The organism is Streptomyces sp. HUAS 31 (assembly GCF_028198125.1).
GTDB classification, from domain to species: Bacteria; Actinomycetota; Actinomycetes; order Streptomycetales; family Streptomycetaceae; genus Streptomyces; species Streptomyces chartreusis.
Map to the genome: position 1 here is coordinate 225,302 of NZ_CP116353.1, position 14,541 is coordinate 239,842.

14 protein-coding genes are annotated in these 14,541 nt (G+C 70.1%); 9 read left to right on the top strand and 5 right to left on the bottom strand.

What is annotated here, in order from left to right; genetic code table 11:
* Window positions 1–145 precede the first annotated feature (145 nt).
* A complete protein-coding gene (locus PGH47_RS01040) occupies window positions 146–958 on the top strand; it encodes an SAM-dependent methyltransferase (protein WP_271661753.1) in 813 nt (270 codons plus the stop codon).
* A gap of 33 nt (window positions 959–991) precedes the next feature.
* Here the strand turns inward: PGH47_RS01040 and PGH47_RS01045 are convergent, their stop codons facing one another.
* The 5 genes from PGH47_RS01045 to PGH47_RS01065 all read right to left on the bottom strand — a co-directional run bounded on the left by PGH47_RS01045 (window position 992) and on the right by PGH47_RS01065 (window position 6,206).
* Window positions 992–1,321: a DUF4387 domain-containing protein gene (locus tag PGH47_RS01045; RefSeq protein WP_271661754.1), complete on the bottom strand. Its 330-nt coding sequence runs from the start codon at window positions 1,319–1,321 to the stop codon at window positions 992–994.
* Complete coding sequence (locus PGH47_RS01050) at window positions 1,314–2,699, bottom strand: acyclic terpene utilization AtuA family protein (protein ID WP_271661755.1); 1,386 nt, start codon at window positions 2,697–2,699, stop codon at window positions 1,314–1,316. Before PGH47_RS01050 ends, PGH47_RS01045 begins: the two co-directional genes overlap by 8 nt.
* Before the next feature lie 15 nt (window positions 2,700–2,714).
* Window positions 2,715–3,680: a phosphoglycerate dehydrogenase gene (locus PGH47_RS01055; protein WP_271661756.1), complete on the bottom strand. Its 966-nt coding sequence runs from the start codon at window positions 3,678–3,680 to the stop codon at window positions 2,715–2,717.
* 41 nt (window positions 3,681–3,721) lie between these two features.
* The gene (locus PGH47_RS01060; protein ID WP_271661757.1) at window positions 3,722–4,993 is read right to left on the bottom strand and encodes an MFS transporter; all 1,272 of its coding nucleotides are present in this window, start codon (window positions 4,991–4,993) and stop codon (window positions 3,722–3,724) included.
* Between the two features lie 85 nt (window positions 4,994–5,078).
* Window positions 5,079–6,206: a tartrate dehydrogenase gene (locus tag PGH47_RS01065; protein ID WP_271661758.1), complete on the bottom strand. Its 1,128-nt coding sequence runs from the start codon at window positions 6,204–6,206 to the stop codon at window positions 5,079–5,081.
* A 203-nt stretch (window positions 6,207–6,409) separates the two neighbouring features.
* On the opposite strand from PGH47_RS01065, the gene PGH47_RS01070 reads away from it, so the two are divergent.
* The 8 genes from PGH47_RS01070 (at window position 6,410) to PGH47_RS01105 (ending at window position 14,539) form a co-directional block, all read left to right on the top strand.
* Window positions 6,410–7,375, top strand: coding sequence for a LysR substrate-binding domain-containing protein (locus PGH47_RS01070; protein ID WP_271661759.1), 966 nt, complete (start codon window positions 6,410–6,412; stop codon window positions 7,373–7,375).
* A 148-nt stretch (window positions 7,376–7,523) separates the two neighbouring features.
* Entirely contained in the window at window positions 7,524–8,774 is a 1,251-nt protein-coding gene (locus tag PGH47_RS01075) for an exo-alpha-sialidase (protein WP_271661760.1), read from the top strand.
* Between the two features lie 137 nt (window positions 8,775–8,911).
* A complete protein-coding gene (locus tag PGH47_RS01080) occupies window positions 8,912–9,631 on the top strand; it encodes a GntR family transcriptional regulator (RefSeq protein ID WP_271661761.1) in 720 nt (239 codons plus the stop codon).
* A gap of 193 nt (window positions 9,632–9,824) precedes the next feature.
* Window positions 9,825–11,036 (top strand): MFS transporter, encoded by a 1,212-nt coding sequence (locus tag PGH47_RS01085; protein ID WP_271661762.1) that lies wholly within the window; start codon window positions 9,825–9,827, stop codon window positions 11,034–11,036.
* Between the two features lie 43 nt (window positions 11,037–11,079).
* Entirely contained in the window at window positions 11,080–12,441 is a 1,362-nt protein-coding gene (locus PGH47_RS01090; protein WP_271661763.1) for an acyclic terpene utilization AtuA family protein, read from the top strand.
* A gap of 3 nt (window positions 12,442–12,444) precedes the next feature.
* Complete coding sequence (locus PGH47_RS01095; protein ID WP_271661764.1) at window positions 12,445–12,768, top strand: DUF4387 domain-containing protein; 324 nt, start codon at window positions 12,445–12,447, stop codon at window positions 12,766–12,768.
* Window positions 12,765–13,604, top strand: a complete 840-nt coding sequence (locus PGH47_RS01100) for a PHB depolymerase family esterase (protein WP_271661765.1) — start codon at window positions 12,765–12,767, stop codon at window positions 13,602–13,604. The genes PGH47_RS01095 and PGH47_RS01100 overlap by 4 nt, the downstream gene beginning before the upstream one ends.
* Window positions 13,601–14,539, top strand: coding sequence for an alpha/beta hydrolase (locus PGH47_RS01105; RefSeq protein ID WP_271661766.1), 939 nt, complete (start codon window positions 13,601–13,603; stop codon window positions 14,537–14,539). The genes PGH47_RS01100 and PGH47_RS01105 overlap by 4 nt, the downstream gene beginning before the upstream one ends.
* Window positions 14,540–14,541 lie beyond the last annotated feature (2 nt).

Consider the following 14,541-nt stretch of genomic DNA (forward strand, 5'->3'; position numbering starts at 1 on the left):
CAATCCGAGCTCGGGAATCATGCGGGCGCCGGCCTGCGGTGCGTCCTGATCGCGAAAAGTCCCAACTGGCCCACGAACGAAGCGCATTGGGGCATAGGTTGGGCCGTGAATGATCCACGTCTCGACCGAAGGACGGATGCGACCCATGAGTGACCCCGCGGCAGCTCCGGAGCCGACGAATCCGAGGATCGACGCGTCGATTCCGCACTCCGCCCGCATCTGGAACTACTGGCTCGGCGGCAAGGACAACTACCGTGTCGACGAGGAGGCCGGCGACGCGTACACCGCGGTCTTCCCCGGCATCGTGACCATCGCCCGCTCCAGCCGTGCCTTCCTGCGCCGCAACATAACGTATCTCGTCTCCGAGGCGGGCATCCGGCAGTTCCTGGACATCGGGACCGGCCTTCCGACGGCCCAGAACACCCACGAGGTCGCCCAGCGGCTCGCGCCCGAGGCCCGGATCGTCTACGTCGACAACGACCCGATGGTCCTCGCCCACGCCCGCGCCCTGCTCTACTCCACCCGGGAGGGTGCGACCGCCTACGTCGACGCCGACGTCACGGACCCCGACCGCATCCTCGCGGCCGCCGCAGACACACTGGACTTCGGCCGGCCCACCGCGCTCATCCTCAGCAACATCCTGGGCCATATCGCGGACCACGGTCAGGCCCGATCCATCGTCACCCGGCTGATGGACGCTCTGCCCGCGGGCAGCTACCTCTCCATCAACGACGGGTCACTCGGCATCGACCCGGTCTTCGAGGCGGCGCAGGACGCCTACAACAGCAGCGGCGCCGTCCCGTACAACCTGCGGACCGCCGACGAGATCACCGCGTACTTCGACGGCCTGGAGCTCGTCGATCCGGGCGTCGTATCGGTGACGCAGTGGCGTCCGGAGCCCGGTCCGTCCGCCCCGGAGGTCGTCGCCGAGCACGGCGGACTCGCCCGGAAGGGGTAGCGGCGGACCGGGACGGACGACTCGGCCTCCTGCTCAGTCGTTCGGTACGGGCAACACCGCCAGCGGCACATGGTGTTGGCCCGAGTGGATGTCGCGGTCGAAGAGCGAGGCCTGGCTGACGGGGCGCGGGAAGGAGATCTTGACGACGTTCAGCGACGGGATCCGGAATATCTGGATGCACGCCTCGTCGACGTCGTAGAGCCGGGCCACGGTTCGCTCGTCGAGGAAGGACTCGTCCGCGGCGATGCGGTAGCCGTCCGCGTCACGCATGAACAGCTCCATCGTGACCCAGAACGGGCCGGCGTTCTTGGATCGGATCTCGTGTGCGAGGTCCGCGAGGGTGGTGGGGGTCGTCTCAGTCACGTCGCGTGGCCTCCTCGAATTCGATGCGGAACATGTCGGTGGGGGTACGGCTGTCGACGACGTGATGGAGCACGAACTCGTACGCGGGACCGCGCTCGGTCTCGGCCGGCGAAGTGGCGAAGGCGAGGCTCGGGAGGTAGTTCATGTCGGGCGTCGGCAGGTGGAGCATCAGCGGATTGGCGATCTTCGCGACGGCGGTCGCGGTGGCCTGGTCCGGCGCGTTGACCAGAAGCATGACGCCGACCTCTCGGGGCGCGCTCTCCGCCGGATCGAGGTCCCCGAGGACGGCGTTGTAGCCGTAGAGGCGGACGTCGAAGGCGTACTGATCGTCGGTCAGGCCGATCGTCTGCTCCACCCGCTGCTTGATCATCGTGCGCAGGAGAGCGGCCCAGTCGTCGATGGCCGAGAGGATGTGCGGGTCCCGGATACCGGTGAAGGACATCGTCTCGTAGCCGGTGATGCGGGCGCCTTCGAGCTTGATCGTGTGCTGGTCGGCGACATGGAACCGGGAGCCTTCGACCCGCACGGTGGTCTCGTCGACTGCCGTGTACGTGGCGTCGCTCACGTCCAGAGTGCCGTCGGGCTCGCGCATCCGGAACGGGTTCGCGGTCTCGTAGAGCATGTGCGCGGCGACGAGGTTCGGTGTGCAGGCGGCGGTCGTGGCCAGCGGTTCGATGGAGAATCCGGTGGCGTCGATGGTGGCTAGTACGCCGCCGGCCCGTGGGTCGGTGGTGCACTGTCCACCGCATTCGATGATCTTGGCGGCGTGCCACGACGGCCCGGCCGGCATCCCCTTCATCAGAGGGACGGCGGCGGCGATGGCGGTGTCGGTGGCACGGCCGGCGAGCACGACCTGGGCGCCGGCCTCGATCGCGGCGACGATCGGCTCGTGTCCCATGACGCCCACTATGTGCGTGCAGCTTTCGAGTGTCTCCGGCCGCAGCTCCTCCGCCGGAGACAGCGCGTGGATCCGACCGGCGTCGAGGCGTTCCTTGAGGTCGGCGGAGTCCTGCTCGCTGTAGATCCGCGCGACTCGGAGGTTCAGTCCCTCCTCCGACTGGACGTCGGCCACGATGTCCGCGACCCAGTCGACGCCGTTGTCGGTGCCGCTGGTGCCGCAGGAACCCACGATCAGCGGGATGTCGGCACGCGCCGCTGCCTTCAGCAGCATGCGCAGGTCACGGGCGACGGCGGCGCGAGTGGTCTTGGGCCGGGAGGCGCCGAGATAGTAGGGGCCGGAGTCGGTGCTGCCGCCGTCGACGGAGATCACGTCGGCGCCGAGGCGCAGGCCCCGCTCGATCGTCGCCTCGGGGAAGCCGGCTCCGAGCATGCCGGTCGGCGCCATGACCGTGACGAAGTCAACCGGTTCCTTGTCCATGTTCCTCATTCCTTGTCAGTGGGTCTTCAGCAGGTGGGCGTTGACAGCGAAGCGGGGCTGCCCCGCCAGTGCGGCCATCACCTCGGCCGCACCCTCGAGGCCCGTGGCCGTCCGGGCTTCGGCGGTCTGTCCCGCGAGATGGGAGTAGACGACGATTCCCTCGACTCCCCTCAAGGGACTGTCCGTTGCGAGCGGCTCCTCGCTCACGACGTCGAGTGCCGCCCCGGCGATCCGGCCCGTGCGTACGGCGTCCGCGAGTGCCTGCTCGTCCACGACGGCTCCGCGAGCGGTGTTGATGAGCACCGAGTTCGGCTTCATCAGGCGGAAGGCGGACGCGTCGAGGAGGCCTCGGGTGCGTTCGGTCAACGCCGTGTGCACGGAGACGTAGTCGGACTCCGCCAGCAGTTCGGGAAGCTCGACGAAGCGCACGTCCGGATCGGCGCGCTCCTTCTCCGGCACGCCCGTGGTGCACAGCAACCGCATCCCGAACGCCCGCGCCAGCGGTACGACGGCGCGAGCGGCCGCGCCGTACCCGAGCAGGCCGAGTGTCGACCCGCGCAGCTCGTGGCCGTCCTCCCTGGGCCAGTTGCCGGCGGCGACGCCCATCGCGCTCTGTACGAGTCCGCGCGCGGAGGCGAGCAGGAGGCCGAGGGTGTACTCGGCCACGGCGTTGGCGTTGACGCCCGGCAGGTTGCTCACCGTGATGCCGAGCCCGGCCGCGGCGACGATGTCGACGGAGTCGTAGCCGACGCCGGTCCGTACGACGGCCCGCAGCCGGGGCGCCCTGGAGAGGACGTCGGCGGTGAGGGGCTCGTTCGCGACCAGGGCGGCGTCGATGCCGTCGAGGGCGGCGACGAGTTGCTCGGGGTCGCGGCGGCCGACCATGGGTGCGTGGACGGTGGTGTGGCCGTGGGCGTTGAGGCGGGCGTCGACCTCGTCGCCGGGGCGCAGATAGTCCGTGGTGATCAGGATGCGGGGCACACGGTTCTCGTTTCTGGCTGTCGTGCTGCGCGGCGGTCCGGTCATTTCGCGAGGGCCAGGGCGGACCGTCGCCGCAGGGTGCCCATCCTGGCGATCACGATGATGGCCAGCAGGGCGACCGCGGCGATGTCGACCAGCATCAGGGACCACCCGTTGAGGTCGACCATTCCCCCGACCAGCGCAGGCCCCAGGAAGCCGCCGCCCGCCCAACTCACGGTGTACATACCGGCGTACGTCCCGAACACCCTGGCCGAAGGAGCGAGGTTCCACAGGACGACGACCGCGTTGACGAGGAAGCTGCTCGCTCCGGCGGCCGCGATGCACAGGGCGACGGTGGCACCCATCGGTGACTGGAGGAGCGTGCCGAGCAGCATGGCCCCGGCGAAGACGGACATGCCGACGGCCATGGCGCGCAGCCGTCCGTAGCGCTCGGCGAACAGGGCGGCCGGGTAGGCGGCCAGGATGAAGGCGACTCCGCTCGGCAGCGTGAGGCCGCCGGCGTCGCCGCGCGACATGTCGAGGGCCTCCATGCCGTACGGCGTGATCAGGGACCGGGACGCGGCCCAGGCGCTGCCGAAGAGGAGGATGGCGGCGAGGAGCAGGAGCCTGCTGCGGTCCCGGTCCCTGAAGATCTCCACGAACGTGTCGCGCACGCGCGGCGCCCTGCTGTCGGCGGGCTCAGTGCGGCTCTCGGCCAGGACCTGCTGGTAGGCCGGGGACCGGCTGTCGCGCACGGTGACGCCGAGCACCACGATGGACACCGTCATGATGGCCGCGGGAATCGCGAAGGCGACGTTGAGGTGGTCGTCCACGAGGAAGATGCTGATCAGCGCGGCGACTATGGCCGTCAGGCTGGTCGCGATCTTGACCACGGCGTTGGCGCGGCTGCGTCGCTCGGGCGCGATGAAGTCGGGGACCAACGCCTCGGCGATGGGTTTGAAGGTGTTGGCGACCAGCGCGTAGGCGAACATCACCGCGATCAGCAGCGGCAGGGAGGCCGCCGTGTGCGGAATGACGACGAAGAGCGCGGCTGCGATGGGCATACCGACGACCAGATACGGGATGCGGCGGCCCCAGGCGGTGCGGGTGCGGTCCGAGCGGTTGCCGATCCAGGGCTGGACGAAGATGCCCAGCAGGTTGTCCATGCCCATCAGCACACCTACCACGGCCGCGCTGCCGATGTGCTCCCGCAGGAGGGGCGGTACCTGGGATTCGTAGAAGTTCCAGGTCGACTCCTGCGCGAAGACCGCGAGAGCGACGAGGAATGTGATGCTCCGGGTTCTTGAGCGCTGCCCTGCCGACGTCGTCGTCATGAGGGTCGTCCCTTCGCGCCGCCGCCGGGTTGGCGGCTGTCGGATGAAGTGCTTGGAGCGGGGGGTTCGGGGGCGGCGGCTCGCCCTACTTGCCGGCGACCACGTCGCCGATGGGTGCGAGCCGGTCCGGACCGGCTCCGCGACCGATCTCGGCGGCGATGGCCTTGCCCAGTCCTACGGTTGTGCCGGTGCCGCCGAGGTCCGGGGTGACCACGTCGGGCCGGTCGCCGAGGACGGTCTCGATGGCGGCGACGACATGTGCCGCTGCCTCGTGCTCGCCGAGGTGGTCGAGCATCATCGCGCCGCTCCAGATCTGGCCGACCGGGTTGGCGATGCCGAGGCCCGCGATGTCCGGCGCCGATCCGTGGACCGGTTCGAACAGGCTGGGGAAGGTGCGGTCGGGGTTGATGTTGGCGCTGGGGGCGATGCCGATCGTGCCGGTACAGGCGGGGCCGAGGTCGGAGAGGATGTCGCCGAAGAGGTTGCTCGCGACGACGACGTCGTACTGGTCGGGCTTCAGCACGAACTTGGCCGTCAGGATGTCGATGTGGTCCTTGTCGGCGGACACGTCCGGGTACTGCTCCGCCATCTCGGCCGCGCGCTCGTCCCAGTAGGGCATGGAGATCGAGATGCCATTGCTCTTCGTCGCCCAGGTGAGGTGCTTGCGGGGGCGGGCGGCGGCGAGTTCGAAGGCGTAGCGCAGCACCCGGTCGACGCCGGTCCGGGTCATGACGGTCTCCTGAATGACCGTCTCGCGCTCGGTGCCCTCGAAGATCCGGCCGCCGATGCTGGAGTACTCCCCCTCCGTGTTCTCGCGGACGACGTAGAAGTCGATGTCGCCGGGCCCGTGATCGCGCAGCGGGCTGCGTACGCCGCGCAGCAGCCGGACGGGGCGGAGGTTGACGTACTGGTCGAATCCCCGCCGGAACTGGAGGAGGCTGCCCCACAGCGAGATGTGGTCGGGGACCACCTCGGGGAGGCCGACCGCGCCGAAGAAGATCGCGTCGAAGCCGCCGAGGACGTCCCGCCAGTCCTCGGGGAGCATCGCGCCGTGGCGCAGCCAGTAGTCGGCGCTGGCGAAGTCGAACTCGGTGACGTCGAGGGCGAATCCGTGCACCTCGGCGGCTGAATGCAGACTTCTCAGGCCCTCGGGGACGACCTCGCGGCCGATCCCGTCGCCCGGAATCGCTGCGATGCGGTAAGTCTGCGGCACGAATCTCTCTCCTCAGCACACGAAGCGCGTGAAGCACATGCAGCACATTGACCACGTGCGGCACCTGCGGGATGGGACGGCGTCGACCGGTGAACCGGGACGCTCGGCGTGCGGGGCTTGCGTCCCGCTCACGGCCTGGGGAACACCCTGGCCAGCCGCGATACCCACAACAAGCCCGTAGCCGGAAAGGTAGGCTTTCCCGGGTGGAAAACCTCCGCCGTCCCGGGCAGCCGGGCAGCAAGAACCGCTCACCGCTGGACGACCTGGAGTTCTTCCAGGTCGTCGCGTCGAGCGAGACCCTCACGGCGGCATCGCGGGAACTCGGCTGCTCCCTGCCCGTCGTCAGCAAGCGCCTCAGCGCGCTGGAGCGCCGGCTCGACGTGCGGCTCGTGCAGCGCGGTGCCCGGCGACTCGTACTGACCTCGGAGGGCGAGCTCTACGCGGCCCGCGTGGCGACGATTCTCGACCAGGTCCGCGAGCTGGAGGACTCGATCACCGACCGGTCGGGCGGGCTGCGCGGTTCGCTGATCGTCGAGGCCACGCTCGGCCTCGGGCGCTCGCACATCGCCCCGCTGCTGGGCGAGTTCGCGCAGGCCCATCCGGAGCTGCACGTCCGGCTCCAGACCTCGGCGCTTCCGCTGCGGCCCCATCGGCGCGAGTTCGACGTGGCCGTCCATGTGGGCGCCCCGCCCGACTCGTCGCTGCGTATGCGCCGTCTCGCCGAGAACCGGCGGGTGCCGTGTGCCGCGCCGTCCTATCTCGCCCGGCACGGCACGCCGACGAGCATCGAGGACCTGGCCGGGCACGACTGCATCGTGCTGCGCGAGAACGAGAGCGACTTCGCGCTGTGGCGCTTCGGGGACACCGCCGGCACCCGGCACATCCGCGTCCGCGGCAGTCTGTCCAGCAACGACGGTGACGTGGTGACCGGGTGGGCCCTGGAGGGGCGGGGCATCATCATGCGTTCGGAGTGGCACGTCGGGCCGCATCTCGACCGGGGAGAGCTCGTCCATGTGCTGCCGGACGTGCCGACGCCGGCCGCGGACATCTACGCCCTGACCGAGGACGACGCGCACGTCCCGCAGCGGGTCAGCCGACTCATCGACTTCCTCGCCGCACGACTCCCCCGCCGACTGAATCGGCGTCAGGAGACGTACGGGCTCCTGTAGCACGGGGGCCTTCCCCTGCCTGGACGCTTCGCGGCCGCTGCGTCGAGGGCTGGTCGGCTTTCGTCGAACGGCTTCCGTCACGCCCGTTTACATCGATGTACATTCCGCTCTAGCCTGACGCGCGTCTCCCCCACCCGGAAGGAACACCATGGTGATCCTGCGACTTCGGCATGCCCTCGGACGGCATCGACTCCTCGCGCTCGCACTGGCCGGCGCACTGAGCCTGCTGTGGGCCACCCCGGCCGCCACCTCCCCCCTGACCACAGCCGCGACGGCCCCCGGGCCCTCCCCCGTGACGGCGTCCACGCCCGCCCTCACCGCCACCGGAACGCCACTGCGGGACGGAACGGGCTTGTATCCGCGGGCCATTCGGCTCGCCCACAACGGCTCGGCCAACGGCCGGGTCCTCGCGAGTGTCGTCACCTTCGACGGCAACAACGGCATCGGCGCCATCCACGAGAGCACCGACTCCGGGGCGACTTTCCGCGAGGTCGGCAGAGTCGCCGACCCCGAGTCCACGGCGGGCCAGGGACTCTGCTGCTCCACCCTCTTCGAGCTGCCCCGGCAGGTGGGCGCGCTGCCGGCCGGCACGCTGCTGTGGGCCGCCTCCGTCGGCCAGGACGAGCAGAACCGCCGTATGGCGCTGCGGATCTGGCGGAGCAACGACGTGGGCCGCACCTGGTCGTACCTGTCGTCCTGCGCCGTCGCGAGCGGTACGGGCGGGCTGTGGGAACCGGAGTTCTCCGTTGCGGCCGACGGCGCCCTGGTCTGCCATTACGCCGACGAGACCGACGCCGCGCACAGCCAGAAGCTGGTCGCCGCGCGGAGTTACGACGGGGTGCGCTGGGAGGGGCACCACAACACCGTGGCCAGTGCCTGGGCGCCCGACCGGCCCGGGATGCCGGTGGTGCGACGCCTGCCGAACGGCACGTACTTCATGAGCTACGAGATCTGCAATCCCGGCGGCCAGTACCAGTGCGTCGTGCACTACCGGACCTCCGCCGACGGCTGGAACTGGGGTGACCCCGCCAACCTCGGCATCCGCCCCGAGACGGCGGACGGCAGGTACTTCCGCGCCGCCCCGACCATCGCCTGGGCGCCCACGCCGGGCGGCGGGGCCGACGGGCGGATCCTGCTGATCGGGCAGCGCCTGCTCAACCGGGACGGAACGCCCGCGGCTGGCAGCGGCCGTACGATCCTCACCAACTCGCGGAACGGCAGCGGGGCCTGGTCCGCGATCGCCGCGCCGGTGACCGTGCCGAACCCGGAAGTGAACTACTGCCAGAACTACAGCTCACCGCTCCTGCCCTCGGCGGACGGCAGGCGTGTCCTCCAGATCGCCACCGACTTCGAGGGCACGGTGTGCAGGGCGTACTTCGCGAGCGCCGGACTGCCGTAGCAGTGGAACGGCGTCTCGCTCGAGCACCCCCCTCGGCCTCGACCGGATCATCGTCGAGGCCGAGGGCGGATACCCAAGGTGCCTGTGCAGGCCGCGACCCCTTGAGAAATAATGCTGTAGCAAATACGGTGCTGCACATGGGACAGCTTCCGCACCTCACGGTCTCCGCGACACTCGGCGATCAGGCGTACACCGCGATCCGAGAGGCGATCATCTCCGGCAGCCTCGAACGGGGCCAGAAGGTGACTGAGCGGGGCCTCGCCGAGTCGCTGGACATCAGCGCGACGCCGGTGCGTGAGGCCCTGCGGCGCCTGGAGCAGGACCGCCTGGTCGAGCGGACGGGGCCGCGCTCCGTCCGCATCGCCAAGTTCGCGGAGGAGGAGCTGCGGGAGTTCACCATGATCGGGGACTCCCTGCGTTCGCTGGCCGCCCGGCTGGCCGCCGAGAAGTCGACGGCGGCCCAGCGGCGGGAGATGCGCGCGCTGCTCGACAAGGCCGACGGTCTGCGGGGGCAGGCGGACGGAATCGAGTCGGGCAGTGCCGAGGAACGCGAGCTGATCCAGGAGATCCTGCACTGCATGCGGACCTTCCACACCCTCGTCGACCGGGCGAGCGGCAACTCGACGCTGCTCCAGATGCTGCACATGGTCGACGCTTTCGGCGCGGACGAACGTCGCACCACGGTCCTCGCCGAGGTCGGCGGCGACCGGCGCGGCGCGGTGGAGGAGCGGTACCGCCAGCACCGGGCCATCTACGACGCCATCGCCGCCGGCGACGGCGACCGGGCGGCGGAGCTGATGAGCGCCCATAGCGCCGCGTCCAGCGATTCTCTGATCTCGGGGCGTTTCCCGGCCTGAGAACCGGGTGGCTGCCGCTGCCGCGCACGCGGGCGTCGCCCATCTTCATGAAGCTATAGCAAATAGCAGAGCCGCTACCCAGGCGCACGACCTCCCGTCCCACGCGCTTGCTATGGCATATGGCAAAGGAGCCGCCGTGCCTGAGATCGCACGACCGCACCCACTCCGGAACGCCCCCATCTCTCCGGGGCGGATGAGTGCGAGCACCGTCCTGTGGGTGACCCTCGCGGTCTTCGCCCAGGAGTCGGTCTGGAACTTCTACGACGCCCAAGTCCCGTCCGAACTGCGGCAGTACCTCACCTCCGCGGGCCTGGTCGGGCTCATCATGGGCATGGACAACCTGCTCGGCGTCCTCATCCAGCCGTGGATGGGCTTCGTGTCCGACCGCCGCGCTCGGGACGGCAGGGGCCGCTGGGCGATCGTCCTCACCGGCGCGGCGCTGGCCTCCATACCCTTCGCGTTGATCCCGTGGACCGGCGATCTGCCCACGCTGATGCTCTGCATCGTCGCGTTCGCGGCCACGGCCAACGCGTTCAAGGGCGTCACCGAGACGCTGGTCTCCGACTACCTCTCCCCCGCGCACCGGGGCAAGGCCCAGGGCTTCGTCAAGGCGGGCGTCAGTCTCACGATCGTCGTGTCGGCCCTGATCAGCCTGCTCGTCGTCGACCGCAGCATCACCGTCGCGTTCGCGCTTCCGCCCGTGCTCATGCTGGTGCTCCTCACCACCTCGTGGGTCTTCCTGGGCCGTCGGCACTCCACGGCCGTATCCGAGGCGAAGGAAGAGGCCGAACCGACCGACTTCTCGTCGCCCTGGGCCGTCGTCAAGGACATGGTGAGCGACCCCTCCCGCGCGCGTGCCCTGCTCATGCTCGGCATCTTCTGCTTCGCCGGCATGTGGTCCGCACTGCGGGCACTGATGACGCCGTACGGCACGGAGACCCTCGGCCTGTCCCGCGGTGCGGCGGGCGGCCTCGCGCTGCCCGGCGCCGTCGCCTTCCTGGTGTGCGTCGTCCCCCTCGCCTACGCCTCGTCCCGACTGGGCCAGGTACGGGCGATCCGTTACGGCGTGGGGCTGTTCGTCGTCGGCCTGCTCATAGGCTTCGCTTCCCCCACCGTGCCCGGCACGGTCGTCTCACTGGTCGTCACCTCGATCGGGTACGCGACCTTCGCCGTGAACGCCCTCGTCGCGCTGTGGGATCTCGCCCCCAGCCGGCATGTCGTGGGCACCTACACCGGCCTGTACACCGTCGCGTCGTCGACCGGCGCGGCGCTCGGCCCGGCGCTGCTCGGCTTCACCGTCGACGTGACGGGTTGGCGGTTCATGCTCCTCGACGGTGCTTTGTTCGCCGCGATCACCTTCGTCGTCTTCACCCGGCTGGCGCGCCGCCTGACGCCGACCGCCTGACCTGCCCTGACCACGCCCCATCGCACAGGAAACAGAGACATTCATGGAGTTCCGCATCCTCGCTCCGACCGGAGCCCTCGGCGCCGGCTTCGACGCCGGGGCGTTCCGGCGCGGCGTCGCAGCCAGGCCCCACGTCATCGCCTGCGACGCCGGCTCGACCGACTCGGGGCCCGCGGCCCTCGGCTCCGGCACGCCCAAGCTCTCCGACCAGGCCGTCACCCGCGACCTGCGCCTGCTGCTCAGGGCACGCGACGAACTAGGCGTACCGCTGATCATCGGGTCCTGCGGGACCAGCGGACGGGACGTCGGCGTCGACCGGGTCGCCGCACTCGTACGCGGCATCGCCGAGGCCGAGAACCTGCACTTCACCATGGGGTTGATCTACTCCGACCAGCCCGCCGAGCGCCTGGAGGCGTTCTTCGACGCCGGCCGCATCGCGCCGCTGCCCCATGCGCCGGACATCGACAGGGAGTTGTTCGCACGCAGTCACACCGTCGCCATGATGGGCGTGGAGCCGATCGAGGAGGCCCTGCGCTCCGGGTGCGACGTCATCCTCACCGGCCGGGCCAGCGACACCGCGCTGTTCGCGGCGGTCCCCCATATGCGGGGAGCCGACCCCGGGCTGACCTGGCACATGGCGAAGACCATCGAGTGTGGCGCCGCCTGCGCCGTCCCGCCGTCGGCCAACGGTCTGCTGGTTCATCTGCGCGACGACCACTTCGACGTGACCACGCTCGCCGAGGACAGCCGGCTCACCCCTCGTTCCGTCGCGGCGCACACGCTGTACGAGAACGCCGACCCGTTCCGCATAGTCGAGCCGTCGGGAATCCTCGACACCACCGAGGCCACGTACGAGGCCGTCGACGAGCGGACCGTCCGGGTGCGCGGGGCACGGTTCATGCCGGCGGACGGCTACACGAACAAGCTCGAAGGCGCCGAACTCGTGGGCCACCAGACGGTCATCGTCGGCGGCGTCCGCGACCAGGTGGTCATCCGGCACCTGCCCGACCTGGTGCCCTTCGCCAAGAAGTACTTCGCGGACAAGATCCTCGACGTGTTCGGCGGCGACGTCGACCCGGCCGACGTGGACATCGACTTCCGCCTGTACGGCGACGGAGCCGTACTCGCGGCAGCCGAACCCGAGCCGTTGCGGCCCCGCGAGATCGGCGTCCTGATCACCGTGACCGCCCCGGACCAGGCGACCGCGCACGCCGTCGCGACCTTCGTCGCCCACGCCAGCAGCCACCTGCCCATCCCGGAGTACGACGGCCTGGTCTCCACGTTGGCCTACCCCTTCTCCCCGCCGGAGACGGACCGCGGGCCGCTGTACCGCTTCGCCCTCAACCACGTCGTCACCGGCGTGACCCCGACCGAACTGTTCCGCACCGTCACCGAGGAGGTGTGAGCCATGACCACCCTGCTGGACTTCTGCTCCCTGGTCCGCTCCAAGAACGCTGGCCCCTTCACCCTGACCTTCGACTTCATGTGCCATGACCAGGCCGCCTACGACACCCTCGTCGCCACCGGCTTCCTCAACAAGGACCTCTTCGCCCGCCTCTACGGCGTCCACCCCGCGGACATCCTGCTCGTCAACCACCCCCTGGCCCTCGCCGTGAAGGTCTCCCTCCCCCGCCCGGAGGTCCAGGGCGACCTGCGCGACGCCGACTGCTACGCCGGCCAGCAGTACGCCCCGCTCATGGACCTCCCCATGGAACCGGACCTCGCCTCATGACCGCCGAACGCCCCCTGTCCCCCTGGGACTTGCCGGCCGACCACCCCGGCGTGTCCTTCCTCACCGGCCCCACCGCACAGTTCGCGCTCGCCCGCGACCCGCGGTTCTCCTACTCCCTGTACGTCCCCAAGGGGCACGGTCCCGACGGTCCGGCCCGCCCGCTGGTGATCGCCGTGCACGGGACGCGGCGTCGCGCCGAGACCCTGCGCAATGCCTTCGCCGAGTTCGCCGAGCGGCAGGACTGTGTCGTCCTCGTACCGCTGTTCCCCGCCGGGATCACCGGCCCCAATGACGTGGACAGCTACAAGCTGCCCTCACCGGCCGGATTCCGGGCCGACGAGATGCTGCTCGCCATGGTCGAGGAGGCCGCCGCCCGCTGGCATGTGCGAACCGACCGCTTCCATCTGCACGGGTTCTCGGGCGGTGGCCAGTTCGCGCACCGCTTCGCCTATCTGCACCCCGACCGGCTCGCCTCCCTGTCCGTCGGGGCGCCCGGCCGGGTCACCCTGCTGGACCCGACGAGGACCTGGTGGCACGGCACGTCCGATGCCAAGGAGCAGTTCGGCGTCGGGGTCGACCCCAGCGCGCTTCGCGGCCTGCCCGTCCAGCTGGTCATCGGCGAGAACGACACCGGCAGCGCGGAACTCGCGCCGCCCGACGCGCGCGGCCCCGCCCCGGCGGGCAGCAACCGCATCGAGCGCGTCCACGCGCTGCATGCCAACTGGCGTGAGCACGGCATCGACGCACGCCTCGACACGGTCCCGGACACGGCTCACGACCACTTCGCCGTTCTGCCCGCCGTGCAGCGATTCCTGGCCGCATGTCTGGCCCGGTGACCCACGCTGTGGCCGCGCACGAGCTCGATCCGCAGATCGCCGAAGTGCTCAGAACTGTCGAGGTGAAGGCCGACCTGCGGGCACCTACGGCCGGCCCTCCGGTCGCCGATCCGCTGGTGCGCGATGACCTCGCGCCGCTCAGGGGCCGGTCCCTTCCGATCCGCCTCTACCAAGGCCCTCGCGACGACTGCGTCATCGTCTTCTTCCACGGCGGCGGCTTCGTCAAGGGAGACCTGGATTCTCACGACTCCCAGGCACGGATGCTGTGCGAGGTCACGGGGCGGCCGGTCGTGTCGGTGCAGTACCGGCTGGCGCCCGAGCATCGATTTCCCGGTGCCTACGAGGACGCGGTGGAGGTCGTCCGCTGGGTGCACGAGCACGCGGGCACGCTGTTCGCCGGTGCGGCGGCCCGGATCGCGGTCGCGGGCAGCAGCGCCGGAGCGAATCTCGCCCTCGGCGCCGCTCTCGCCCTCGCGTCATCGCCCTCGGCCCCGGTCGCGCAGCTGCTCGTATGCCCCTTCACTTCGGGTGACCCGACGTTGCCTTCGCGCACCGAGTTCTCCGAGGGGTTCGGGCTGACCTCCCGAGCCGTCGAATGGTTCATCGAGGCGTACGTGTCCGATCCGGCGCAGCGGCAGGATCCGCGCTTCGCCCCGGTGCTGGCCGAGAACCTCGGCGTCCTGCCGCCAACGGTGCTGTTCAGCTCCGGGCTTGACCCACTGCGCGACGACGCCCGCGTCCTGTTGCAGCGACTGCGGGCGTCGGGCGTACACGTACATGCCTCGGAGGAGCCGACGCTCCCCCACGGCTACTTCAAGTACGCCGGGCTCTCCGAGGCGGCGAAGGACGCGGTCGTACGCATGAACACGGCGTTCCGCGACCTGCTCGACGACCGGTACGCCGATGTGGCTCACCCGGAGGAGGAGTTGAAGTAGGG